This window comes from Lewinella sp. W8 (assembly GCF_004375085.3).
Lineage (GTDB): Bacteria > Bacteroidota > Bacteroidia > Chitinophagales > Saprospiraceae > Neolewinella.
On record NZ_SNAQ03000001.1, the window covers coordinates 355,682 to 377,464 of the forward strand.

The following is a 21,783-nucleotide window of genomic DNA, read 5'->3' on the forward strand; positions in this document are numbered from 1 at the left end:
GGGATGTATTGTTATCCCTGCGTTAAGTCAAAGATAAGGGCTTATTGTATAAAAGTTCATAACGATCCGGCGATTATTTTGGCAAAATATTAAGTTTGTCAGTATTCGCATCGTAAAACTATTGATGGCCAAGTGGAGGTTTTCAGGAATAAAAATTTGCTACTTGACTAAAGTATGAAATCGAGCCTTGCTTTTTCCGGAGAATCTGTTATCAGCGGGCGAAGGCGTAAAATTTTATTCTGTTTCTTTACTTGGTGCCATTATTTATTCTATTTCGGGACACGACAAATTTTTCCACAGAATGCGCCATATTTTCCACAGCACTACTTCCGGCTCGTATGCCGTCGTAAAAAAAATTCTTGCCTTTTTTTTGATAATCGCCCTCAACGGCCCTCTTTTTTCCCAAAATGAGGACGCTTTTTTCCTGCGTGATATCTACGATACCGCCCTCACGGAAGGAGAATGCTACGAGTGGTTGCGGCACCTTTGTCAGGACATCGGGCCGAGGCTTGCCGGTTCTCCCGGAGCGGAGGCGGCCGTCTTTAGCATGCAACGGCTGATGGATACGCTGGGCTTTGATACCGTCTACCTGCAGCCCTGTATGGCCCCCCGTTGGGACCGTGGTGCCCCGGCTTCTGGCAGGATCGTGAATAATGAATTTCTGGGGACTCAGCCCCTGAACGTCATTGCCCTGGGCAACACCGTGGGTACTGGCCCCGACGGGATTACGGCGCCCCTGGTGGAGGTGAAAAGCCTGGAGGAAGTAGAAATACTGGGCGAGGCCGGAGTAGCCGGCAAGATCGTTTTCTTTAACCGTCCGATGGACCCCCGCTTGCTGAATACCTTTGCCGCCTACGGCGGCGCCGTGGACCAGCGGGCCCTGGGATTGGTGGTGGCCGCCCGCTACGGTGCCCGGGCGGTGCTGGTGCGTAGCATGACCAACAAGCTGGATGACGTTCCCCACACCGGATCGGTTGCGGTGGTGGATACGGTGCCCAAAATTCCGGCCCTGTCCGTCAGCACCAACGACGCCGAACAGCTTTCCCGGCTGCTCGGGCGGGGAGAAGTAAAGGTGCACCTGCAGTCCAACGGCCAACTCCTACCACCCGTCAAGACCTATAACGTCATTGGAGAGATTCGGGGGACTACCCATCCCGAGGAGATCATTCTGGTGGGCGGACACCTGGATAGTTGGGACGTGGGGGAAGGTGCCCACGACGACGGTACGGGAATCGCCCATTCCCTGCAGGTGTACCCCCTGCTGAAGAAACTCGGTTACCGACCGCAACGAACCTTCCGCTGTGTGCTGTTCATGAACGAAGAGAACGGATTGGCCGGCGGCCGCGCCTACTGGGCGGCCAGCAACGAACGGAATGAATTTCACCTGGCCGCCATCGAAAGCGACCGGGGTGGCTTCACGCCCCGCGGATTCAGCGCTCAGGGACGGGAAGACGTATTCACGGACTACTACGCGAAAATCAGTACCTGGCTGCCCCTCCTGGAGCCCTACGGACTGACGTTCACCACCGGAGGGTCCGGGGCCGACATCAGCGGACTGAAGTCTCAGGGTGGTCTGTTAATGGGATTTGTGCCCGATGCACAACGTTACTTTGACTTTCACCACACTCCGGCGGACGTTTTTGAAGCCGTCAATAAACGGGAACTTGAGCTGGGGGCGGCCTCCATTACGGCGATGGTATACTTAATTGACAAATATGGCCTACGATAAATCTGACCACATTCAATTGCATGAACTGCGGTTTCGCCCCTACCTGGAAACGACGGAAATTCAGGAGCGCGTCACGCAGCTCGGCCAGGAGCTTCGCCAGCGGCTATACGGTAAAAAGCCTACTTATCTGGTGATGCTCAAGGGAGCATTCATGTTTGCGGCGGACCTGATGCGGGCCACCCGGCTCCACGGCGAAGTGTGTTTCGTACGCACCAGCAGCTACGAGGGTACGGAAAGCGGCGGAACCGTCCGTATGCACCTGGCCCCCGAACCGGACCTGGTCAAGGACCGGGATGTGGTCTTAATCGAAGACATCGTGGACAGCGGACTGACCATGCAGGCCTTCCTGCCCGAACTGGAAAAATTGGGTCCCAGCTCCGTGACCCTGGTCACCTTGCTGCACAAACCCGAAGCCCAGCAAGTGCCGGTAAAGATTGATTTGGTGGGTTTTACCATTCCGCCCAAATTTGTGGTGGGCTACGGGTTGGATTACGACGGACTGGGCCGGCAGTTGCCGGCCATTTACCAACTGGATGAAGCGTATTAGAACCCATGCTGTGGCTTCCTCCTGATTCCCCGGCACCTGCGCGAAGCGCCCACTTATCAACCTACGCTCTTTTCGCAATAAACTTCACGTCCCATGCAAGAGATTTCCCTCCAACTACGTCCCATCTCTCCGGAAGACAATGCCCGGGTAGCGGACATTATCCGCACCGTGATGCCGGAATATGATTGCGTGGGGGAAGGCTATTCCATCAACGATCCCGAGATTGACGACATGTCCGGAGCCTATTCCGGTGACGGGAGTCAATTTTACGTACTGGAAACGGTAGGGGAAGGGGAGCCCGTGATCATCGGTTGTGCCGGTTACGGACCACTAGTCGGTGGTGACGGCAGCGTATGTGAGTTGCGGAAAATGTATTTGCTGCGGGAAGGGCGCGGCCTTGGCGGAGGTAGGATGCTCATGGAGGCCTGCCTGGCCGGGGCCCGAACCGACGGTTACCGCACCATTTATCTGGAAACCGTCACGGCGATGACGGAAGCGGCCGGCCTGTATCGGGCCTACGGGTTTTCCTACCTGGACGGTCCCATGGGCGCCACCGGGCACAGCGGCTGTGATCTTTTCATGGCCAGGAAATTATAGCGGTAATTAATAATCAAGGATAATCCAGTAGCGCCGGATTCCTCCGGTGAAAGGTCCTCAGCCCAGGCGTCCCGGCAAAGCCGGGGGCTGACCGGCCGGCCGACTGGGAAAATCACCCGCCCCGCTACTTCTCAATCAGATACCTCCAGTACCGGCGTGGCACGTGCTGCAGGTGCAACTTCATGTTGCGCCGCTCCGGGATGTCCACCGCCCGGAAGTAGGTCTTCCACAGGTCCTGGTAATCGGATTCGGTCTGTTCCAGAATTTCCGCGGACAGCTGCCGTAACTGCCCGTCCTGTTGCCCGGTCAGGGTGATGAAGGAAGACTGCTTGGCCTGGTCGTCCCAGAGCAGACCGTAGTGCCGCCGGGTATCGTAGATGAGCCAGGGCATGGCGGGGTAGCGGGCCGCGAAGTGTTCTCCCAGTAGGGGTAGGCAGTTAAAGTCCGGATTGATTAAGGCGACGTACAAATCGTCGGCGGTGCGCTGAAAGCGCACGAAGGCGTGCATCCGGTGCACCTCCCGGCCCATCTGCTGGTGGAGGCGTTGAAGCTGGCGGATGTGTTCGTCTCCCGCGTCCTGACTGACGTCTTCGGTCGACTGCATTTGCCGCCGGACGTAGTGCAAAATGAGGCGTTCGCTTCCCCGCTGCTCGGTCAGGAAAATGCGCCGGAGCCAGCGATCAATTTGGGGGTTGCCACTCTTTTCTTTCAGTCCCCGGAGTACGCGACGGGCGTGGGCCTCCTCCGTGGGGACAAACACCGGCGTCTCGAAGAGCTGGGCCTGGTGCTGGTCTTCGGCCACGATGTCCAGTACGGAATCCTTGCGGAGGTAAGATTCGAAAATGGCGGACAGGAGTCCGGCGAAGGTACCGTCGTAGGTCAGGGTCACCCGAGCAAATCCTTTAGGGCTGCCATCAGGGTAGGAAAGCGAAACTCAAACCCCGCTTCCTGAAGCTTGTCCGCCGAACAGCGGGTGCTGTCGAGCACCGTGTGGCTCATTTCCCCGAGGGCCAGTTTCATCGTAAAGGCCGGAGCGGGCAGGACGAGGGCGGGCTTACCGCTGGCGGGGCCGAGGGCCCCGGCCAACTCCCGGTTTCGGACCGGATGGGGAGCGACGCAATTGTAGGCTCCGGCCAGTTCCTTTTCGATGGCGAAAACGTAGGTCTCCACCAAATCATCGATGTGAATCCAGCTGTAGTACTGCTGGCCCGCGCCGAAGTAGGTCGACACGAAGAAATGGAGGGGGATGAGCATCTTCTGAAGGGCGCCGGCCTTGGGGTGCAAGACGATGCCCGTGCGGTTGATGAAGGTCGGGATTCCCATCTCCGCGATGGGGGCGGTGGCCTCCTGCCAGAGGATGCAGGACCGGCTCAGGAAGCCCGTGCCGGGACCGGCATCTTCCCCCAGTACTTCCGCTCCCCGGTCGCCGTAGTAGCCAATGGCGTTAGCCGAAAGGTAACCCTTGAGCTGAGGGCGGAATTTGGCGATCGCGTCGACCAGCAGTTTGGTGCTTTCCGTCCGGCTGTTGATGATGATCTGCTTCCGCTTTTCGGTCCATCGGGCGTCGGCGATCCCGGCTCCCGCCAGGTTAATGACGTAGTCCAGGTCCGTAAAGGCTGCTTCGTCAATGGTTTGGTTTTTGATGTCCCAAACGAAGGTCGGGAATGCACTATCGGGCCGGGAACGGCGGCTTAGGTGCCGGACCTCGTGCCCCAATGCTTGCAGTCTTTCACTGAGGTAACCACCGATAAACCCGGTGCCTCCTCCAATCAGGATTGTTGCCATATAGGTGTAATGCCAGCGAGCGGGGAAGGTTGCGTGGGGAGTGGCTATTCCCTGATTCCGCGTCCATTAACCCCTTAGGATTTTTTTAACAATTGGGTGGGGTAAGTTTTGCCGGAGGCCGGCAATCGATAGGCAAAACACACCGCCATGAAATACTTCGCATTTTCTATCTTCTTCCTCTGTTTTTGTATTGGACTTTCCGCCCAGCGGCCGGTCAACACGACCAGTCCAAATACGCAGAACGACGCCCAGCAAGGCGTTTTCAACCCCCAGAATAATTGCCAGGCCTGGCGGGTAACTCCCGTTAACCACAATGGCGTGGCCGCCCTGGAGGTTGTCGTGGGCAGCTGTTCCAAATCACCCACCAAGATTTTCGTCAATGGTACCTGGTACCCACATGCGACTACCCAGGGTAGTGATGGCCTGGAGCATACCCTGTACGTAAGAAACCCACCCCGAGGCACCTACCACGTAAGCGTCAAAACGATCTGGTGCAATTTGTGTGCCCGTATTTCCGAAGGCGGAGGCTCGGTGACCGTCCCCCACAACGTTTCGGGCACCGTCCGCCTGGCGGACCCCAACGAAATGTTCTGCGAGGGCAACCCCATCACCGTGAACGCCAACGTCAGTCACGCCACCAGAACCAGCTACATCTTTTATCAGAAGCAGGCAAATGGTCAGTACCAGCGGGTGGGTAATCAAATTATTCGCAACGGGAACACTCCCGGGGTTCTCAACCTCAACGACATCTTTCCTTCCGGCAACCTGGGCGTAGGGGAGTGGCGTATTGAAATCGAACCCGGAAATATCGTGAGCAGTCAGAAGACGACCCTTAACGTCCGGGTTCGGCCCGGTGGCCGGCAGAGCCCCTGCCTGAGATTGCAGGCCAGACGAGGCAATGACTTCCGGCGCATCAATTAATGGTTGCCTGGGGGTATTGGACCCAACAACTAATAAAAAGGTCTCCCCAAACACTGACGGCCCGCACAGCATGATTGTGCGGGCCGTCGGTATTTTAGGGGCACCCAAATTAGTAAGCCCGCTCCGAACTTCCTTCCATGTAGTTCACGAAGGCCCGGTTGACCACCCGGAAACCTCCCGGCGTGGGGTAGTTGCCACTGAAATACCAGTCACCGTTGTTGTTGGGGCAGGAGGCGCGTAAGTCATCGATCGTCTGGTAAATGACGTCCACTTTGGGAATCGTCCCGCTGGGCGTCATGATCTCGGCGATCTTCTTACTGACTTCCTCGTAGGTGAATTCATCGTAGAGCGTCTGGACCTGATTGCGCATTTCTTCCATGGGCTTATCGAGCTCCTTCAGGGCGCGTTTGTAGGCTTGTTTCATCAACCGGCTTTTACCGCGCTCCGCCAGCAGGGCCTCCATGGCCTTGAAGGCCACGAATTCGCCCATTCGGGACATGTCAATGCCGTAGCAATCGGGGTAACGAATCTGGGGGGCGGAGGAGACGATAACGATCCGTTTGGGTTTAAGGCGGCTCACGATTTTGATGATGGAGTCCCGCATCGTCGTTCCCCGCACGATGCTGTCGTCCAGGAGCACCAGAGTGTCCTTATGGTTTTCCACGATCCCGTAGGTTACGTCGTAGACGTGGGAGACCATATCGTCCCGGCTGGTGGTGTCGGCAATGAAGGTGCGGGTCTTGCCGTCCTTCACCACAATCTTTTCGTTGCGAATCTTGGTGTTCAGCACCTTGCCGAGGCCCTCTTTACCCTTCTTTCGGCGTTTTTTAATTTCCTTTTTCTTCCATTCGGTCAGCTCCTCTTCCAGGCCTTCAATCATGCCCTGGTAGGCCGTTTCGGCCGTGTTCGGGATGAAGGAGAATACCGTATGGTCCCAGTTGTATTTTACGGCCTGAGCGACCCGCTTGGCCAGCCGACGCCCGAGCTCCTTGCGCTCCAGGTAGATGTCGCGGTCATTACCGCGGCTAAAGTAAATGCGCTCGAACGAACAGGCTGCCCGGGGCAGCAGCTCGGTGTACTGCTCCATCGAGACCTCCCCGTTCTTTTTGATGATCAGCGCGTGCCCGGGTTCCACCTCCTTTACTTCGTTAACGTGCAGATCGAATACCGTCTGCAGGGCTGGCCGTTCGGAGGCTACCGCCACAAATTCTTCGTTCTCGAAGTAGAAGGCCGGCCGGATTCCGGCCGGATCCCGCATCACGAAAGCGTCTCCGTGGCCGATCATGCCCCCCATCACGTACCCGCCGTCGAACTTCTTGCTCGCCCGGCGCAACAGACGCTGCACGTCCAATTCCTTGGCGATGATGTCGTTGATCTCAATGTTGGAGTACCCTTCGGGCTTGTGCCATTGGTGAATCCGCTGCACCTCATCGTCCAGAAAGTGGCCGATCTTTTCGAGTACGGTCACGGTATCGGACTTCTCCTTGGGGAACTGTCCCAAATCCACGAGTTGTTGGAAGAGTTCGTCGACGTTGGTGAGGTTGAAGTTTCCGGCAACGATCAGACAGCGCGTCTTCCAGTTGCTCTGCCGCAGGAAGGGGTGGCAGGTTTCGATGTCATTACTGCCGTGGGTGCCGTAGCGCAGGTGACCCATCATGAGCTCCCCGGTGTAGGGGAGGTTCGCCTTCAGGTACTCCGGATCGTTGATTTGTTCCTCGCTGAGCTGGTCGAAGCGGCGGTACACCCCCTCCCAGAGGTCATCCAGGTAATTGGCGGCATTGGAACGCTTACGGCTGATAAATTTCTTTCCCGGAGGATGGTCAAGCTTGATGGTGGCCATGCCGGCTCCATCCTGTCCGCGGTTACGCATTTTGCGCATCAGCAGCTGCAGGCATTTGAGACCGTGCAGGGCGGTACCGTATTTCTGGTGGTAATAGGCCAGCGGTTTGCGGAGGCGAATCATCGCCAGGCCGCATTCGTGGTGGATTACGTCGCTCATGGAGGAAGCCCTTTTGGGGAACGCCGCAAAACTACGGCTAAATCTTAGGCCAATAGGACACCGGAACCCTAATTATAGTTTAGCGCCTAACTTTTCTTTAAGGGCCAATCCTTCAGGGTATCGGCAAACGACACTCGCGGTGAGATTTTTTTTGTTTTGGCGCAAAGCGCAGGTGCCGTGTACGTGGAACCCGCAGGGCAAAGTTTGTGGGACAAAACACCAGGATGAGGTAGATTGTCATCTCTTGTTAAAGTAGATCTTCAAAAGTGCTTATGGGCGTGGATGAAGTACTTTGCAGGAAATTCTTTCTTGCGAACGCAGCTAACGTAAAGTCCGTCGGGCATAGGATGATCAGTTTATGAAAATGAAGAAACCCTATATTCAGGACCCCGAGACCTCCGAACCGCAATCCGGGCCTACGGCCCAGTACAGACAACTCTGAAGACCGGTTGTTTACTACTTTCCCAAAAGCGCTCCTCCGAGCCGTCGAGTGCAACGAGCTGCTCGTAGGTGTCGCGAAATGATCACCCAAAACCTTCTCCATCAATGAGACGATTTCTTCCCGCTTTTCTTGCCCTGTTGTTCACGGGGGGCCTCGGGGCACAAGTCCCCCACTTCCTCAACGAAGCCTTTTCCGATGTGTACCAGGGGAGCTCGGCTCCCCAAAAGATCACCGGCCGGGTGCTCAACCTCACGGATGCGGCTCGGGACACCCTCACGGTAGGCTTTGCCGCCGTGTCCATCCTGCGGGACGAACAGGTCCGTAAGACGGTAGACCTGGAAGCAGACGGAACCTTTTCTCTTGACCTGCCCGAAAATTATCCTCTGCGGGAAATATGGTTTTGGCTGGGGGAGCATTATTATGGTGTGCTCCTGGTGGAAAAGGAGCTCCACGTGGAGTTGGACCTCAACCAGTTCGGCGACGGAAAGGAACATCAGTGGAACGCCACGGGCGTACAATTTTCCGGCTTTGATGGAGAATTAACCCGGCTGCGCAATCGGCTGATTTCGGACCGCAGACAAGAACGGCTGGGCCTGAGCAAAGCGGCCCAGATGACCATGATGAACCGTACTTTACCCGCAGATAAGAAGAGCGTTCGGCTGGACTCCATCTATGATCTGCTGGCGGCCATGGACGCCGAAATATTGGTGGATGCTCCGGAACGGGAACGGAAGCTACTGGAAAATGAACGGACCACGGAACGGCTGGCCAATACCATCCCGCTGTACTGGAACGAGGGCTTACCCGATGATTTTAGGCAGCGATACCTGGCCCACCGTCCCCTGGCCATGTCCAACGAAACCCGGGGGTTTTACAGCTACTACTCCACCGGGATGAAAATTCAGGCTTATCATCTGGCCAAAGAGCAATTGGACACCAACCTCACGGGCATGGCCCGGCAGGAGGCCGAAGTAGATTTATTCTTCGACCTCATTTACGATAATCATCCGCCAGCGCTGGCGGATATCCTCGCCCTCTACGCCGAAGAGAAGGACCCCGCACTGCATCACCTTAAACTGGAGAAGGCCCTGAACCGAATCAAGACTCCGTGGGTCAGGGGGATCAAACAACGCCATTATGACCGGAGTGCAGCGGCCACGGCGAAAATGGAGGAGGCCCTGTCCGGTAAAGTCGCCATTGCCGCGGTCGAAGACCTCGGCGAACCCGCGGGCAGCTTTACGTTCGGAGCGGATCAGTACCTCGTCGATCCCTCCCTCTCCGGCCAGGAGTTGCTCGATAAAATCCGGGGAGCCTTCCCCGATCAGGCCATCTACCTCGATTTTTGGGCCGTTTGGTGCGCGCCCTGTCTCGCCGAAATGCCCTACAGCGCCAAGCTCCACCACAAAACGGAGGGACTGCCGGTGAAATTCGTCTACCTCTGTACGGACAGCGGGGGCTCCCGGGAGCAATGGGACAACCTCATCGCCAAGCATGAACTACCCGGCATCCATCTCTTTGTGCCCAATAAAGTCCACGCGGAGGTGATGAAAATCTTCAAGGGCCGCGGTTACCCCACCTACGTATTGCTGCAGCCGGACGGCAGCCCCGTCCTGGACGTCTCCCGTCCTTCGGGCCTGGATCGGGAGAAAATGGAATCTTTACTGGCGAGGGAATAAAAAGCAAAAGCCCGGTGGTCATTGACCACCGGGCTTTTGCGACCGCTAAGCTCTGCTTAGATTTTCACGACTTCCGCCTGAATGGGGTAGTCCGCCAGCAGGCGGTTGGTGAAGGCCATGTGGCCGCGGGGAACCGCCAGGTAGAGTTTACCGTGTTTGTAGGCGGCCAGGCTGGAGAGCAGGCGCCACTTGGTGACCACTTGGCGCTCATCGTCGGTTTTCAGGCCGAGTTCGAAGTAGCTTTTCCGGCCGTTGACTTCGCCGGTTACGTCGGGGATGAAGTATTCTTCGCTGTCTTTGCTGCGGCGGATTTTGGCTGGAGTGTCGTAGCCTTCTGCGTTAGCTCTAATGTTTTCAAAGCCTTTTTTCTTGACAACTTTTTCAAGGAGCAGCTCAATCAGTTCCGCATCTTTTTGTTGTGCTTCGGTGAGAATCCCGTTTTCCATTAACGATAGTGGGTTTAAACGATTATGTTGGTAGAGTGTACCCCTGCATTGGGGAGCAATGGGGTAAGAGAAGGGGCGCAGTTTAACGCTTGGATAGCGAAGCTACCGTATAGAAACGTTTTTACCCAGGGTTAAGTTTTTCTTTTCCCGCTCGGGTCTTCACATAATAAAGTCCATAAAGAGTAGCCTTAGTTCAGCCTCCGTCACCTAACAGGGTGTTTCGGTGGGAGCGCATGGGGTGCAGAGAGTCCGTCGCTCCTCCGGGTGACGGGATGAAATTTTTTCTGGAGGGGCTTTGGCGTTCCCCTGGCTACCAAAACCGGGCACTGTGTCGTATTTTGCCGCGCACAGTAAGCTTATAAATCGATCCAGACTATGAAAGACCAGCGCCCCTGGCTTGCCCAATATCCCAACGGTATTCCCGCTAACGTAGACGTAACGGCCTACACCACGCTCAAGGACCTGTTGGCGGATTCCATGAAAAAGCACGCGAAACGCCCCGCTTTTTCCTGTATGGGAAAGACCATCACCTACGCTGAACTGGACCGCCTTTCCACGGCTTTCGGAGCTTACCTGCACTATCGTGGTCTTCAACCGGGGGATAAGATCGCGGTCATGATGCCGAACCTCATTCAGTATCCCATCGCACTGCACGGTATTCTGAAGGCGGGGCTGGTCGTGGTAAATACCAACCCGCTCTACACCCCGCGGGAGATGAAGCACCAGTTTACCGATTCGGGGGCCAAGGCCATCATCATCGCGGAGAATTTTGCTTCCAACCTGGAACAAATCATCGGAGATACGGAAATCAAAACGGTGATTTGTACCAGCCTGGGCGAATTACTGAGCTTCCCCAAAAAGCACCTCGTCAATTTTGTGGTCCGCAACGTCAAGAAGATGGTGCCGGCCTACAACCTGCCCGGTGCGGTCAACTTCCAGACGGCCCTCACCGAAGGAAAAAAACACCGCCTGCCGGAATTCACGGGGCAGCCGGACGACACCATCGCCCTGCAGTATACCGGAGGTACGACCGGCGTCTCCAAGGGCGCCATGCTCTCCAACGCAAACCTGGTGGCCAACGCCCTCCAGGCCAAGGCCTGGATGACCCAACTCCTGGATGAAGGCAGCGATGGCTGCATGCTCTGCCCCCTGCCACTCTACCACATTTTTGCCTTTACCGTCAACGCCGTGGCCCTGTTTAACCACGGCATTTGCAACGTCCTGATCACCAACCCCCGGGATCTCAGCACGGTAGTTGGCGCTTTCAAGGACCATAAGATTGCCGGCATGACGGGGGTCAATACCCTGTTCAACGCCCTGATCAACAATAAGAGCTTCCAGAATCTGGACTTCCGCCACCTCCGCATCACCGTAGGCGGCGGAATGGCCGTACAGCGTCCGGTAGCGGAGGCCTGGCAGAAGCTGACGGGGGTACCCCTCAGCGAAGGATACGGACTCACGGAGTCCAGCCCCTCCGCCAGTATGAACCCCCTCAACGATAATATGCGCATCGGTACCATCGGCGTTCCCCTGCCCAACACGGACATGCGGGTCTGGAACGAGGAAGCCGGCCGGGTCGCCACCACCGAAGAACGCGGGGAAATCCAGATCAAGGGCCCGCAGGTCATGAAGGGCTACTACAATCGCCCCGAAGAAACCGCCAAGGTGATCAAGGACGGCTGGCTCTGCACCGGAGACATCGGCATGATGTCCGAAGACGGCTTCTTCCGCATCGTTGACCGGAAAAAAGACATGATCCTCGTTTCGGGCTTCAACGTCTTCCCCAACGAAGTGGAAGACGTCCTGGCCGGCCACCCCGGCGTACTGGAAGTCGCCGCCATCGGCGTTCCCAGCGAAAAATCGGGTGAGGTGGTCAAGGTCTTCGTCGTGAAAAAGGACCAGTCGCTGAAGGAAGAAGACATCATCAACTACGCCCGTGAGAACCTGACCGGCTACAAGGTGCCCAAGCACGTTGAGTTCCGCCAGGAATTGCCCAAGTCCAACGTGGGTAAAATCCTGCGGCGGGTGCTGCGGGAAGAGGAGGATAAAGTTTCTTAGTCCCCCGGCACTTCGTCGGACGAATCAAAATCGCCCCCGGCGATTTTCTCGTCCGACGAATTTCGGTGGGCGAAAACTTTTCTCCTACCCACCACCTCAAACCAGGCTTGCTCTCCGCCCCACTAAGGCTGGGCGGGCAAGTGCAGGTCGGTCGTGAACAGAATTCATGAACAAAAGCGTGGCTTGCGGGAGCAAGCCTGGCCCGCGATCACCCCGGAAGATGGGGGTGCGTTCTAAGCAAGCAGCAAATCACCATTCTCCGTCACCTCCGACGAATTTCGGTGGGCGAAAACTTTTCTCCTACCCACTAAGTCCGGACCATGCCTGCTTACCGCCCTCCTTACGATTGGCCGGGCAAGCGCAGATCGGTCGTGAACAGAATTCATGAACAAAAGCCTGGCTTGCGGGAGCAAGCCTGGCCCGCGATCACCCCGGAAGATGGGGTTGAGTTCTAATCGAGCAGTAAACCACTATTCTCCGTCACCTCCAGGCCCGCCCATTCGGCGACGCCCGCGTAGCGCAGTTGTCCTTCGGTAAACAAACGGACGTCCAAACTGGCCCGGAGTGATTCGTTGATTTTGCCCGTCATCGCTCCGGCGATGGGGCTGGCCAGGTTGCCACCCGGAGCGGGGTGACCCCGGAGTTCCAGGCGATGCTTTTTGTCGGAGAACACCAGGTCCACGGCTCCGTCGGAGGGCCTTTGCACCTGCGCTTGCGCCCCCGTCCAGGTCGTGAAGGTGAGCAGCTCTCCCTCGAACAGGAAGGTGGAGAGGAAGCCCGTGAACGAACTGCCCATCCACGGGATACTGGCCACGCTGGCCATCAGACTGGCGGGTTGATCCGTATGGCTGAGGTGGTTACTCTGGCACCAGATCCAGGCTTCGGGAAAGCCGCTGCCCCAGTCCTTTTCCACGTAACCCACGCCGCCCTTAGCCGGATGGTCCACTCCCCGCACCCGGATGGTACCCCGTAGCTCGTGGTGCAAACTCACCAGTCCGTGGTAACACTGCATCCGGGGCACGAAGCCATACCAGCCCATGACGCCGGGAGCCAGCGGACGGCGGGGCCAGGGATGGATGCCGTCAAACTGCAGGTCCACCGCCAAATCCGGCAGACTTACCCTGAGGTGATGATCGGAAAATTCATGCGGACCAAGCTGCAGCGAAAAATGATCGGTTGCGGGCCGAAAATCTTCGGTGGCGTAGTCGAAATACTGGGAGGTGGCGGCCACGCCGTCCAGCACCTGCAGAAAAGCATGCCCCTGCCCCCGCTCATCGTAGCTGATGCCGGGGATGAAGGCATAGGCCAGCCGTTGTGCCGGAACCACAATCTTGAAGTACCAGCCCTCAAAGTAGCGGCGATGGCGGCCCCAACCCTGAAAACGGGGAGGATCAAGGGTGGCGCGACGACGGAGTAAAAAGTTATTCATTCGTGGAGTTTGGGGAGCCCATCACGGGTACCTTTATGCCGATTATTGCAACGGCTAAACATAAGGATAGATGTCGATAGGAGGCCAGGTGCCACGGATTTGCCTTGTTGGGATTTTGGGAGTTATTGTCGCCCTGATGGTTGGTTGTAGCCCCGCACGGAAAGTGGCCAGGCACTACGGGGTCAGTAAGCGTTCCCTGGAGAAAGACCTCATCGTGCTCGATCGATCCGGCCGCGAAAAAACCAGGCGCGTAAAGCCCTACCGGGTAGGACGGCGGGTGGTTAGTGTGCTCAGTAAGGATACCAGCTTGTATGCCCTCATCGCACCGATGAAGAAGGGGAAATTTTATGGCCCCTTCCTTCAGGGCGACAGCACGGTGTTTTACTACCGCAAAATGGCGACTACTCCGAAAGGATACGCGGACATTACCATCGCCCAGATCCACCAGCCCTTCGGTATGGGGAACGCAACCTTCCAGCGGTATTTGGATACCGTAAAGACGCGGGCTTTTCGGGAAAGGGCGTTGCTGGATGAGGTCCTGGAGCGCTATCAACCCGAAGAACGACCCCACCTCGGTATGGTGCTCAACGAGGAACTACTGGATCTGACGAGACTCAAGCCGGAGGTCATTAAGTTTCTGGAGGAGGAAGCGGTCTTCCGGGTGTCCCAGAGCCCCAAAACCGAGATGACCCACACCACTTATCTGGAGCTGCTGCAAAAGCGATCGCCGGTCCGGACGATTGAGCACCATAACTTCATTACCGTCTACGTCTCCAAGCCAATCGATCGATGAATCTTCGAACCCATTTCCTTGCATTATTCCTTGTCTTGCCCGGTCTCCTCTCCGCGCAGTTAGACTGGCTGGTAGAACCTACGCTGGAAACGCCCGATTTTCATTACGGCCTTACGGCCCAGTCCGGCTGGGTGCTGGTGGGTGACCGGACCAGCGGAGTAACCATTCAGAATGCCCGGGGGGAAGTTCAACTCGACGGTCGCTCCTTTCGCCAGTTACAGTACATGCCCCAAAACGAAACCTGGACCGGCCTGGACGCAGAAGGTAACCGGGTACTCTTCACCAGCGATGGACGCTTTCTGTCCGAGGGCTACGATCAGTTTAACCGATACTACCGGACCAACGTGATCCTGGTGCAGCGCGATGAGCTTTTTGGCCTCCTGGATACGGACGGTACCGAAATTTGTCCCCCGCGCTACACGGACATGCGGCGGTTAGGCCGTGGGCGCTACTGGGGAAGACGCCCCAACGGGCAAATGGACACCCTCCGGGTGAAAGAAACCGACGGAAGGACGGCGGAAGAACGTGCCTCGGCCCTGAGAATCAATAGTGGCCAAATTCGCGATCGGATCATGATCAGCGCTCCCGGTAAAAAACGTAATCATCGGTATTGGGGGTGGACGAGCATGGACAGAGACACCCTCCTGGCGCCCAATCGCTACTACTCCAACTACAATAATATGCTGTATGCGCAGCAGGTCATGATCGCTACGGATAGCCATAATGACAAGGTTGGCGTACTGAACCACGAAGGAACCGTACTCATCCCCTTTCAGTACGACGAAATTGCCTACAGTCTGATCGATCAGCGGTATTTCTCGGCCGTTCAGGATGGGGAGCTGGTGCTTTTGGGGTTAAACGGAAAGGAAGTTTGGCGAGGTCAGGGGGAAAGTTTGACCAGTATGCTGCATCTGCCCTACGCCCGGTTCTCCCTGTCGGAGGGCGGGGTACAACTGTGGGGAATGGATTTTACGCCAATACTGCCGGATACCTTTCAGGAAGTGTGGTCTCCGGTCTCCCCAAACACCTGGTTTATCCTCAAGAAGAATGGGCGCTACGGAACCTTTTCCCATGCGTCGGGGCATTACGAAGTGCCTAAATATGACCGGATCAGAGGACCGTATCTTGCCCCAAGAATTATCGGTCAACGGAGGGATTCGTTCTGGTTGTTTGACCCCCAAACCGGAACCTGCACACCGGATCGTCCCTTCCGCTCGCTGAAGCGAATCGGTCAACTTTATCAGGCGACGGAAGTGCGACTGGATTCTACCCTGCAGGGTGGCGTGATGCGCCCCCGAAGCAAGCAGGTTTTCTATTTATTGGATACGCTCGGGCGAGAAGTCCGTGGTGCATACGACTACCCAACGACCCACCTCCACGGCAACGTCTACCTGGAAAGGCCGGGTGGTCAGGATAGTGTGATCCTGCATGACTTCGACCGGGGTATCCACCGGACCATTGTGGGGCGGGAGGCAACTTTTTACGAGAACGTCGTCAGGTTGGGAGACTCCACCTACTACTATCTGGATGATTTCTTCTACGGGAAGGCCGAACGGGAATTTACTTTCCTGGATACCAAAAAGGGCGAGGCCCTGAAGCGATACGGGGAAGGAGGAAAGTATGGCCTGGTCCGGGATGGCGTGCGGCTTACGGCGGCCGTTTTTGATGAGATTGACCCCAAGTGGAGTGATCGCGGTATCCGGGTCCGGTACCGGGGGAAATGGGGCGTTTTGCGCCCCTTTCCCGATAAAAAAGAATAGCGTGAACGGAATTTAATCCGTCCACGCTTGGTCTTTTGCCCATTGCCCCGATCAATAGGGCGCGGAGCGTGAAGCAAAGCGGAATACTCGGCTTAGCCGGTGCAGGTACCGTGAAGCTGGTTTAGCCAGGTTTTTACCGGAAGTGTTGAATACACCACCAGCAACCACCAACTAGTAACCAGCAACCCGTAACCAATCTACTTCGCCGCCGCGTAGCGCTTGGCTACCGCGTCCCAGTCGATGACCTCAAAGAAAGCCTGTACGTAGTCGGGGCGACGGTTCTGGTAGTTGAGGTAGTAGGCGTGTTCCCATACGTCGAGTCCGAGGATGGGGGTGCCCTTGGTTTCGGCCACGTCCATCAGGGGGTTGTCCTGGTTGGGGGTAGAGCTTACGTGCAGCTTGCCGTCTGCGCCCACCAGAAGCCACGCCCAGCCGGAGCCGAAACGCGTGCCGGCAGCACTGGAGAAAGCATCCTTAAAGGCATCAAAGCTGCCAAAGGCTTCGTCAATGGCTGCGCCCAGCTCACCACCGGGAGTGCCGCCGCCGTTTGGTCCCATGACGGACCAGAACAGGCTGTGGTTATAGAAGCCTCCGCCATTATTGCGCACGCCGGTGCTGGCTTTGCTGACGTTGGCCAGAATATCTTCAATGGAAGCATCGGCGTGATCCGTTCCTTCCAGGGCGGCGTTTAGTTTATTGGTGTATCCGGCATGGTGCTTAGTGTGGTGAATCTCCATAGTGCGAGCATCAATGTGCGGCTCAAGAGCATCGTAAGCGTAGGGGAGTTTTGGAAGTTCAAACATATTTGCTGTTTAATTTTGGTTATGCATTAAAGGGCTAATGGAGGTTGATTGCTAGAGTCAAATCAAGCTCCCAATGTCCCTTCGCCATACTAACGCGGAAAGGGCCAGCTGGTTGGCCCCGGTATCGCTTCGCCGGTATTTATTTTCTGCGTGGCGCGGAAGTTTATTGTTGGGAGGGGAGTGGGGCGTTTTCTGCTCGTAATTAGGCGCACTTAAGGAGCAAAATATTAGGCGTCCTCCGTCGTAACTTTGTCTTTATGACCCCCTCGAAATTTATCTGTATTCATGGCCATTTCTACCAGCCTCCCCGGGAGAACGCCTGGTTGGAAACCATCGAAATTCAGGATTCTGCGGCTCCTTACCACGACTGGAACGAACGCATCAACGAAGAATGCTACGCCCCGAACGCCACGGCCCGGGTACTGAACGACCAAAACCACATCAGCGCCATCCGGAACAACTACGCCCGGATGTCCTGGAACTTTGGCCCTACGCTTTTATCCTGGATGGAAGCCCACGATCCCAATACCTACGGGCGATTACTGGAAGCGGACCGGCAAAGCCTTGAGCGTTTCGGTGGCCACGGTAACGCCCTGGCCCAGGCGTACAACCACATCATTCTTCCCCTGGCGAACGCACGCGATCAGCAAACGCAGATCAAGTGGGGCATCGCGGATTTTGCCCACCGCTTCGGCCGGATGCCGGAGGGCATGTGGCTGGCCGAAACGGCCGTGGACACCGATTGCCTGGAGGCACTGGTGGATAACGGGATCAAATTTACCGTTCTGGCCCCCCGCCAGTGTAAGGCCGTCCGCTTTCAGGAGGAAGAGCACTGGCACGAAGTGAACGGCGGCGTCGACAGCCGCCGGGCCTACCGCTGCCCCCTGCCCAGCGGTCGGAGTATCGACCTGTTCTTCTACGATGGGGAAGTCTCCAAAGCGGTAGCCTTTGAAGGGTTGCTGAACGACGGTCGGCTGCTGGCGGACCGGCTGATGAACAGCCTCGACGCCAACGATGACGTCCAGATTGCCCAGATCGCGACGGACGGAGAAAGCTACGGACACCATCACAAGAAGGGCGAAATGGCCCTGGCCTTCTGCCTGAACCACATCGAGGAGAACGAGCACTTTACGCTCACCAACTACGGACAATTCCTGGAGCTGCACCCCCCGGTGTGGGAGGCCCGGATTCACGAGAACAGTTCCTGGTCTTGTGTGCACGGTGTGGAGCGGTGGCGGAGCGATTGTGGTTGCCACACCGGCGGTGGGCCGGGTTGGCACCAACGCTGGCGGCAACCCCTGCGCTTTGCCCTGGATGAGGTGCGGGATCAACTCATCGAAGTCTTTGAGCGGGAAGGGAAGACCCTGTTCCGGGATGTATGGGAGGCCCGCAACGATTACATCCAACTTATTCTGGACCGCTCCCCCGGCAACAGCGAGGACTTCGTGAGCCGGCACGCAAAGCAGGAGGTTTTGGCGCCGGAAACGAAAATCCGCATGCTGCGGCTGCTCGAAATGCAGCGGCACGCGATGTTGATGTATACCAGTTGTGCTTGGTTCTTCAACGAAGTATCGGGTATTGAAACACTTCAGGTGCTGCAGTACGCTAACCGGGCGCTGCACCTTTGCCAGGTGATTACGGGTAAGAATCATCACCCGGCCTTCGTGGCCAACCTGGAAAAGGTGGAAAGCAACGTATTTGAAAACGCCGCGGTGGCCTACCGCGAAAACGTCATGCCCGCCCGGGTCGGACTGCAACGGGTGGGGATGCACTTCGCGGCGGCGAGCCTCTTTGAACCGGACATGGCCTCCGTGGAACTGTTCAACTACCGGGCCATGATCCACGATCTGCATCAACTGCGGGCGGGAACCTATCGGCTGGCCCTGGGACGGATGACCATCCTGTCTAACCTCACCCACAGTAACTCCACCTTCAGTTTTGCCGTACTTTACCTTGGCCAACAAACCATGATCGGAGAACTGCGGAGCGACATGGACGAAGAGATTTTCGCCGACCTCGTACCCCGGCTGCAGCAGGAATTCCGGGTGGGGCGGGTGGCCGAACTGATCCGCCTGATGAGTAACAACTTCGGCGGCGCTACCTTCTCCCTCTGGCACCTCTTCCGGGACGAAAAACGGAAAATTCTGCTGGAATTGACGGGGCGGAACCTGAGCATTGCCGCCAAGAACTTCTCGGACGTCTACTACGACAATTACCAGCTCATGAGCACCATGCGGGATAGTGGACTGCCGCTCCCCGATGCCTACATGGCCGCCGTAAGGTTTACCCTCCACCGCCGACTCATGGAGTTCCTGACCGGAGAAGGCCCCCTCGATCAGCCCCGCCTGGCGCGGATTGTGGCCGATTACCAGCACTGGAAACACGAATGGGAGGAGCAGGCGGATCTGGAAAGGGCCGCTGAATTTTTTGTGGGGAACCTCATCCTTCGGGCCTTCGGAGACAGCGAACTGTGGGGACAAACGCTGGAGTTGGTCCGTGCGCTGAAGCTCCTTAACCTGGACCCCAATTACTACCGTACGCAAAATGCCTTCCTGGAGGGCTGGACGGACGAATACGCCGCCACCCTGGACGAAAATCACCTGGAACTGGGCCTGGCCCTGGCCCGGGAATTAGGCCTGGAGCTCGGGTTCACCCACCGGGACGCACCGGAAGCGGTACTGGAACCCGCTAGCTAACGAGAATGAGGATTGCCGTCATTGCCCCCCTCCGCTTTCCCATTCGGGAGCCCTTTCGGGGCGGATTGGAGATGTTTACCGACCTCCTGGTGCGGGCACTGATGGAACGCGGGCACGAAGTGCTGCTGCTCGCCCACCCGGATTCCAGTCCGGATCTTCCCCTCGTCCCGGTCCCCTTTCCGGAACGGGCGGGTTTCGGGGGCACCCTCCGGGCCCACGCCCGGATGTTGAGGATATTAGCCAAACTTGACGTGGACGTAATCCACGACAACAGCATTCACTTCCTTCCTCCCCTGTGGTCCCGGAAGACCGGCCGCCCCATGGTCACTACCCTGCACACCCCACCTTACCGGGCCTCCCGGCTGACGGGGTGGATGACGCGGGGCCGGCACCCGCACCGCTTCGTCAGCATCAGCGATCACCTGGGACGGCAGTGGGCGCCCTACGTCGGAGCGTACACCGTAGTGCATAACGGCATCGACCTGCAAAGCTGGCCGGCGGAGCTATCCGCTCCGGCAAGGCCCCTGGCCGTATGCTACGGTCGGATCACGCCGGAAAAGGGCATTCACCACGCCATCCGGGCCGCCAAAGTGGCGGGCTTCCCCCTGTCCATCGCGGGGGCGGTGGCGGACCGGGACTATTTCGAGCAACTGATCGCTCCCGAGGTGGGGGAGGACGTGCGCTACCTCGGCCACCTCAATCGCGCCCAGCTGGGTGAGTTGCTCGCCGGTGCCAGCGTGGGGGTTTTCCCGGCGGTGTGGGACGAACCCTTCGGCTTGGTCCTGGTGGAGATGCTGGCCTGCGGCACCCCGGTTGCCGCCTTCAACTCCGGAGCGACGCCCGAAATCCTGACGTCGGAGGTGGGGGTAGTGGTGGAAAAGGGAGACGCGGAGGCTCTGGCCAGCGCCATTGGGGAAGCAGCCGGAAAAGATCGGGCCGATTGCCGGCGTAGGGCCGAGCAATTCAGTATTCAGAAAATGGTGGAGGCCTACGAAGCGGTGTACCGGTCAGTACTTGCGGTCAACGACGTAGTTGACCAGGGCCTCTAGGGCGTCCCGGGCTTCACTGGCGGGGAGTTGGTGCAGTAGGGCAAAGGCCTCGTCGCGGTAGCGCAGCATGGCCCGCTCCGCGTAGGCAATCCCCCCACTGTTTCTCACGAACTGGATGACCTCGGCGACCTTGTCGGCCTTATCGTGGTGTTTCTTGATCAGGCGAATGATGCGCCGCCGTTCCAGGTAGGAGGCTTCGTTGAGGGCGTGGATGAGGGGGAGGGTCATCTTCTTCTCCTTGATGTCAATGCCCCGGGGCTTGCCCACGTCGTCTACGCCGAAATCGAAGAGGTCGTCCTTGATCTGAAAGGCGATCCCAATCTTTTCGCCAAATTGATGCATCAGCTGCATTGTTTCCTCGTCCTTAGTGGTCGAGGCGGCTCCGGCCATGCAGGAGGCGGCAATCAGGCTGGCGGTTTTCTGGCGGATCACGTCAAAATAAACCTGCTCGTCGATGTCCAGCCGGCGGGCTTTTTCCAGCTGCAGTAATTCTCCCTCCGCCAGGGCCTGCACGGCATCGGAGGTGATTTCCAGCAGGCGGTACTCCTTGTTCTGCAGGGCAATCAGCATCCCCTTGGAGAAGAAATAGTCACCGACGATCACGGCGATCTTGTTTTTCCAGAGAGCGTTGATGGAAAACAAACCCCGCCGTTCGTAGGATTCGTCCACCACGTCGTCGTGTACCAGGCTGGCCGTATGCAGAATCTCAATCATGGAGGCGGCCACGTAGGTCGAATCGTTGATCTGCCCGCAGGCTTTGGCCACCAGGAAAAGGAACATGGGGCGCATCTGCTTGCCCTTGCGGCGAACGATGTAGTAAGTCACCCGGTCCATCAGGGGCACCGGAGACCGGAGGGTCTCCCGGAATCGCCGTTCGAAGGCGGTCAGCTCCTCGGCGATTGGCTGCTTTATCTGGTCCAGGCTGGCGCCCATGCGTTTAGCGGTGGTTGTGGAATTGGTCAAAGGTATGGGGTGGAAGGGTATCTTTCACTTAAAAATGAAAATAAAGCCAGATGGTTGCCCCAGGGCCTTCTTTTTCCCGGAATGTCCGGG

At 57.4% G+C, this 21,783-nt stretch carries 17 protein-coding genes; 10 read left to right on the forward strand and 7 right to left on the reverse strand.

Annotation, left to right across the window (positions count from 1 at the left end; all coding sequences use genetic code 11):
• Nucleotides 1–301 precede the first annotated feature (301 nt).
• From E1J53_RS01465 to E1J53_RS01475, 3 genes are all read left to right on the forward strand, one after another.
• Nucleotides 302–1,729: a M28 family peptidase gene (locus tag E1J53_RS01465; protein ID WP_134270203.1), complete on the forward strand. Its 1,428-nt coding sequence runs from the start codon at nucleotides 302–304 to the stop codon at nucleotides 1,727–1,729.
• A complete protein-coding gene (gene hpt, locus E1J53_RS01470; RefSeq protein ID WP_134270204.1) occupies nucleotides 1,716–2,276 on the forward strand; it encodes a hypoxanthine phosphoribosyltransferase in 561 nt (186 codons plus the stop codon). Before E1J53_RS01465 ends, hpt begins: the two co-directional genes overlap by 14 nt.
• A 93-nt stretch (nucleotides 2,277–2,369) precedes the next feature.
• Nucleotides 2,370–2,873, forward strand: a complete 504-nt coding sequence (locus E1J53_RS01475) for a GNAT family N-acetyltransferase (protein ID WP_134270205.1) — start codon at nucleotides 2,370–2,372, stop codon at nucleotides 2,871–2,873.
• A gap of 124 nt (nucleotides 2,874–2,997) precedes the next feature.
• On the opposite strand, the gene E1J53_RS01480 is transcribed toward E1J53_RS01475, so the two are convergent.
• Nucleotides 2,998–3,762: a TIGR03915 family putative DNA repair protein gene (locus E1J53_RS01480; protein WP_134270206.1), complete on the reverse strand. Its 765-nt coding sequence runs from the start codon at nucleotides 3,760–3,762 to the stop codon at nucleotides 2,998–3,000.
• Complete coding sequence (locus E1J53_RS01485; protein ID WP_134270207.1) at nucleotides 3,759–4,658, reverse strand: TIGR01777 family oxidoreductase; 900 nt, start codon at nucleotides 4,656–4,658, stop codon at nucleotides 3,759–3,761. Before E1J53_RS01485 ends, E1J53_RS01480 begins: the two co-directional genes overlap by 4 nt.
• Nucleotides 4,659–4,805: 147 nt before the next feature.
• Here E1J53_RS01485 and E1J53_RS01490 point away from each other — a divergent pair, with 147 nt between their 5' ends.
• Nucleotides 4,806–5,579, forward strand: a complete 774-nt coding sequence (locus E1J53_RS01490; protein WP_134270208.1) for a hypothetical protein — start codon at nucleotides 4,806–4,808, stop codon at nucleotides 5,577–5,579.
• A 109-nt stretch (nucleotides 5,580–5,688) separates the two neighbouring features.
• Here E1J53_RS01490 and E1J53_RS01495 read toward each other — a convergent pair whose 3' ends face one another.
• Nucleotides 5,689–7,578 (reverse strand): amidophosphoribosyltransferase, encoded by a 1,890-nt coding sequence (locus tag E1J53_RS01495; RefSeq protein WP_134270209.1) that lies wholly within the window; start codon nucleotides 7,576–7,578, stop codon nucleotides 5,689–5,691.
• A 546-nt stretch (nucleotides 7,579–8,124) separates the two neighbouring features.
• Between E1J53_RS01495 and E1J53_RS01500 the strand changes: the two genes are divergently transcribed.
• Nucleotides 8,125–9,696, forward strand: a complete 1,572-nt coding sequence (locus E1J53_RS01500) for a TlpA disulfide reductase family protein (RefSeq protein WP_134270210.1) — start codon at nucleotides 8,125–8,127, stop codon at nucleotides 9,694–9,696.
• Nucleotides 9,697–9,752: 56 nt separating this feature from the next.
• Here E1J53_RS01500 and E1J53_RS01505 read toward each other — a convergent pair whose 3' ends face one another.
• Nucleotides 9,753–10,142, reverse strand: coding sequence for a hypothetical protein (locus E1J53_RS01505; protein WP_134270211.1), 390 nt, complete (start codon nucleotides 10,140–10,142; stop codon nucleotides 9,753–9,755).
• 375 nt (nucleotides 10,143–10,517) lie between these two features.
• Here E1J53_RS01505 and E1J53_RS01510 point away from each other — a divergent pair, with 375 nt between their 5' ends.
• Nucleotides 10,518–12,200, forward strand: a complete 1,683-nt coding sequence (locus E1J53_RS01510; RefSeq protein WP_134270212.1) for an AMP-binding protein — start codon at nucleotides 10,518–10,520, stop codon at nucleotides 12,198–12,200.
• Nucleotides 12,201–12,651: 451 nt separating this feature from the next.
• Here the strand turns inward: E1J53_RS01510 and E1J53_RS01515 are convergent, their stop codons facing one another.
• Nucleotides 12,652–13,629, reverse strand: a complete 978-nt coding sequence (locus E1J53_RS01515) for a tocopherol cyclase family protein (RefSeq protein WP_134270213.1) — start codon at nucleotides 13,627–13,629, stop codon at nucleotides 12,652–12,654.
• A gap of 70 nt (nucleotides 13,630–13,699) precedes the next feature.
• Between E1J53_RS01515 and E1J53_RS01520 the strand changes: the two genes are divergently transcribed.
• The gene (locus tag E1J53_RS01520) at nucleotides 13,700–14,422 is read left to right on the forward strand and encodes a hypothetical protein (RefSeq protein ID WP_154640112.1); all 723 of its coding nucleotides are present in this window, start codon (nucleotides 13,700–13,702) and stop codon (nucleotides 14,420–14,422) included.
• Nucleotides 14,419–16,182, forward strand: coding sequence for a WG repeat-containing protein (locus E1J53_RS01525; RefSeq protein ID WP_134270215.1), 1,764 nt, complete (start codon nucleotides 14,419–14,421; stop codon nucleotides 16,180–16,182). Before E1J53_RS01520 ends, E1J53_RS01525 begins: the two co-directional genes overlap by 4 nt.
• 197 nt (nucleotides 16,183–16,379) lie before the next feature.
• On the opposite strand, the gene E1J53_RS01530 is transcribed toward E1J53_RS01525, so the two are convergent.
• Nucleotides 16,380–16,985: a superoxide dismutase gene (locus tag E1J53_RS01530; protein WP_134270216.1), complete on the reverse strand. Its 606-nt coding sequence runs from the start codon at nucleotides 16,983–16,985 to the stop codon at nucleotides 16,380–16,382.
• Between the two features lie 257 nt (nucleotides 16,986–17,242).
• Between E1J53_RS01530 and E1J53_RS01535 the strand changes: the two genes are divergently transcribed.
• Nucleotides 17,243–19,681, forward strand: coding sequence for a DUF3536 domain-containing protein (locus E1J53_RS01535; protein WP_134270217.1), 2,439 nt, complete (start codon nucleotides 17,243–17,245; stop codon nucleotides 19,679–19,681).
• A 5-nt stretch (nucleotides 19,682–19,686) separates the two neighbouring features.
• Nucleotides 19,687–20,730, forward strand: a complete 1,044-nt coding sequence (locus tag E1J53_RS01540; protein ID WP_134270218.1) for a glycosyltransferase — start codon at nucleotides 19,687–19,689, stop codon at nucleotides 20,728–20,730.
• Here E1J53_RS01540 and E1J53_RS01545 read toward each other — a convergent pair.
• Nucleotides 20,689–21,663 carry a polyprenyl synthetase family protein gene (locus E1J53_RS01545; protein WP_134270446.1) on the reverse strand — a complete coding sequence of 325 codons (975 nt, stop codon included), beginning with the start codon at nucleotides 21,661–21,663 and terminating at the stop codon, nucleotides 20,689–20,691. The genes E1J53_RS01540 and E1J53_RS01545 overlap by 42 nt on opposite strands.
• Nucleotides 21,664–21,783: the final 120 nt, after the last annotated feature.

Excerpts from the sequence above, each read along its gene's own strand:
- E1J53_RS01465 (WP_134270203.1), top strand. The coding sequence starts at position 302 with ATGCGCCATATTTTCCACAGCACTACTTCCGGCTCGTATGCCGTCGTA.
- hpt (WP_134270204.1), top strand. The coding sequence starts at position 1,716 with ATGGCCTACGATAAATCTGACCACATTCAATTGCATGAACTGCGGTTT.
- E1J53_RS01475 (WP_134270205.1), top strand. The coding sequence starts at position 2,370 with ATGCAAGAGATTTCCCTCCAACTACGTCCCATCTCTCCGGAAGACAAT.
- E1J53_RS01485 (WP_134270207.1), bottom strand. The coding sequence starts at position 4,658 with ATGGCAACAATCCTGATTGGAGGAGGCACCGGGTTTATCGGTGGTTAC.
- E1J53_RS01490 (WP_134270208.1), top strand. The coding sequence starts at position 4,806 with ATGAAATACTTCGCATTTTCTATCTTCTTCCTCTGTTTTTGTATTGGA.
- E1J53_RS01495 (WP_134270209.1), bottom strand. The coding sequence starts at position 7,578 with ATGAGCGACGTAATCCACCACGAATGCGGCCTGGCGATGATTCGCCTC.
- E1J53_RS01500 (WP_134270210.1), top strand. The coding sequence starts at position 8,125 with ATGAGACGATTTCTTCCCGCTTTTCTTGCCCTGTTGTTCACGGGGGGC.
- E1J53_RS01505 (WP_134270211.1), bottom strand. The coding sequence starts at position 10,142 with ATGGAAAACGGGATTCTCACCGAAGCACAACAAAAAGATGCGGAACTG.
- E1J53_RS01510 (WP_134270212.1), top strand. The coding sequence starts at position 10,518 with ATGAAAGACCAGCGCCCCTGGCTTGCCCAATATCCCAACGGTATTCCC.
- E1J53_RS01515 (WP_134270213.1), bottom strand. The coding sequence starts at position 13,629 with ATGAATAACTTTTTACTCCGTCGTCGCGCCACCCTTGATCCTCCCCGT.
- E1J53_RS01520 (WP_154640112.1), top strand. The coding sequence starts at position 13,700 with ATGTCGATAGGAGGCCAGGTGCCACGGATTTGCCTTGTTGGGATTTTG.
- E1J53_RS01525 (WP_134270215.1), top strand. The coding sequence starts at position 14,419 with ATGAATCTTCGAACCCATTTCCTTGCATTATTCCTTGTCTTGCCCGGT.
- E1J53_RS01530 (WP_134270216.1), bottom strand. The coding sequence starts at position 16,985 with ATGTTTGAACTTCCAAAACTCCCCTACGCTTACGATGCTCTTGAGCCG.
- E1J53_RS01535 (WP_134270217.1), top strand. The coding sequence starts at position 17,243 with ATGACCCCCTCGAAATTTATCTGTATTCATGGCCATTTCTACCAGCCT.
- E1J53_RS01540 (WP_134270218.1), top strand. The coding sequence starts at position 19,687 with ATGAGGATTGCCGTCATTGCCCCCCTCCGCTTTCCCATTCGGGAGCCC.
- E1J53_RS01545 (WP_134270446.1), bottom strand. The coding sequence starts at position 21,663 with ATGGGCGCCAGCCTGGACCAGATAAAGCAGCCAATCGCCGAGGAGCTG.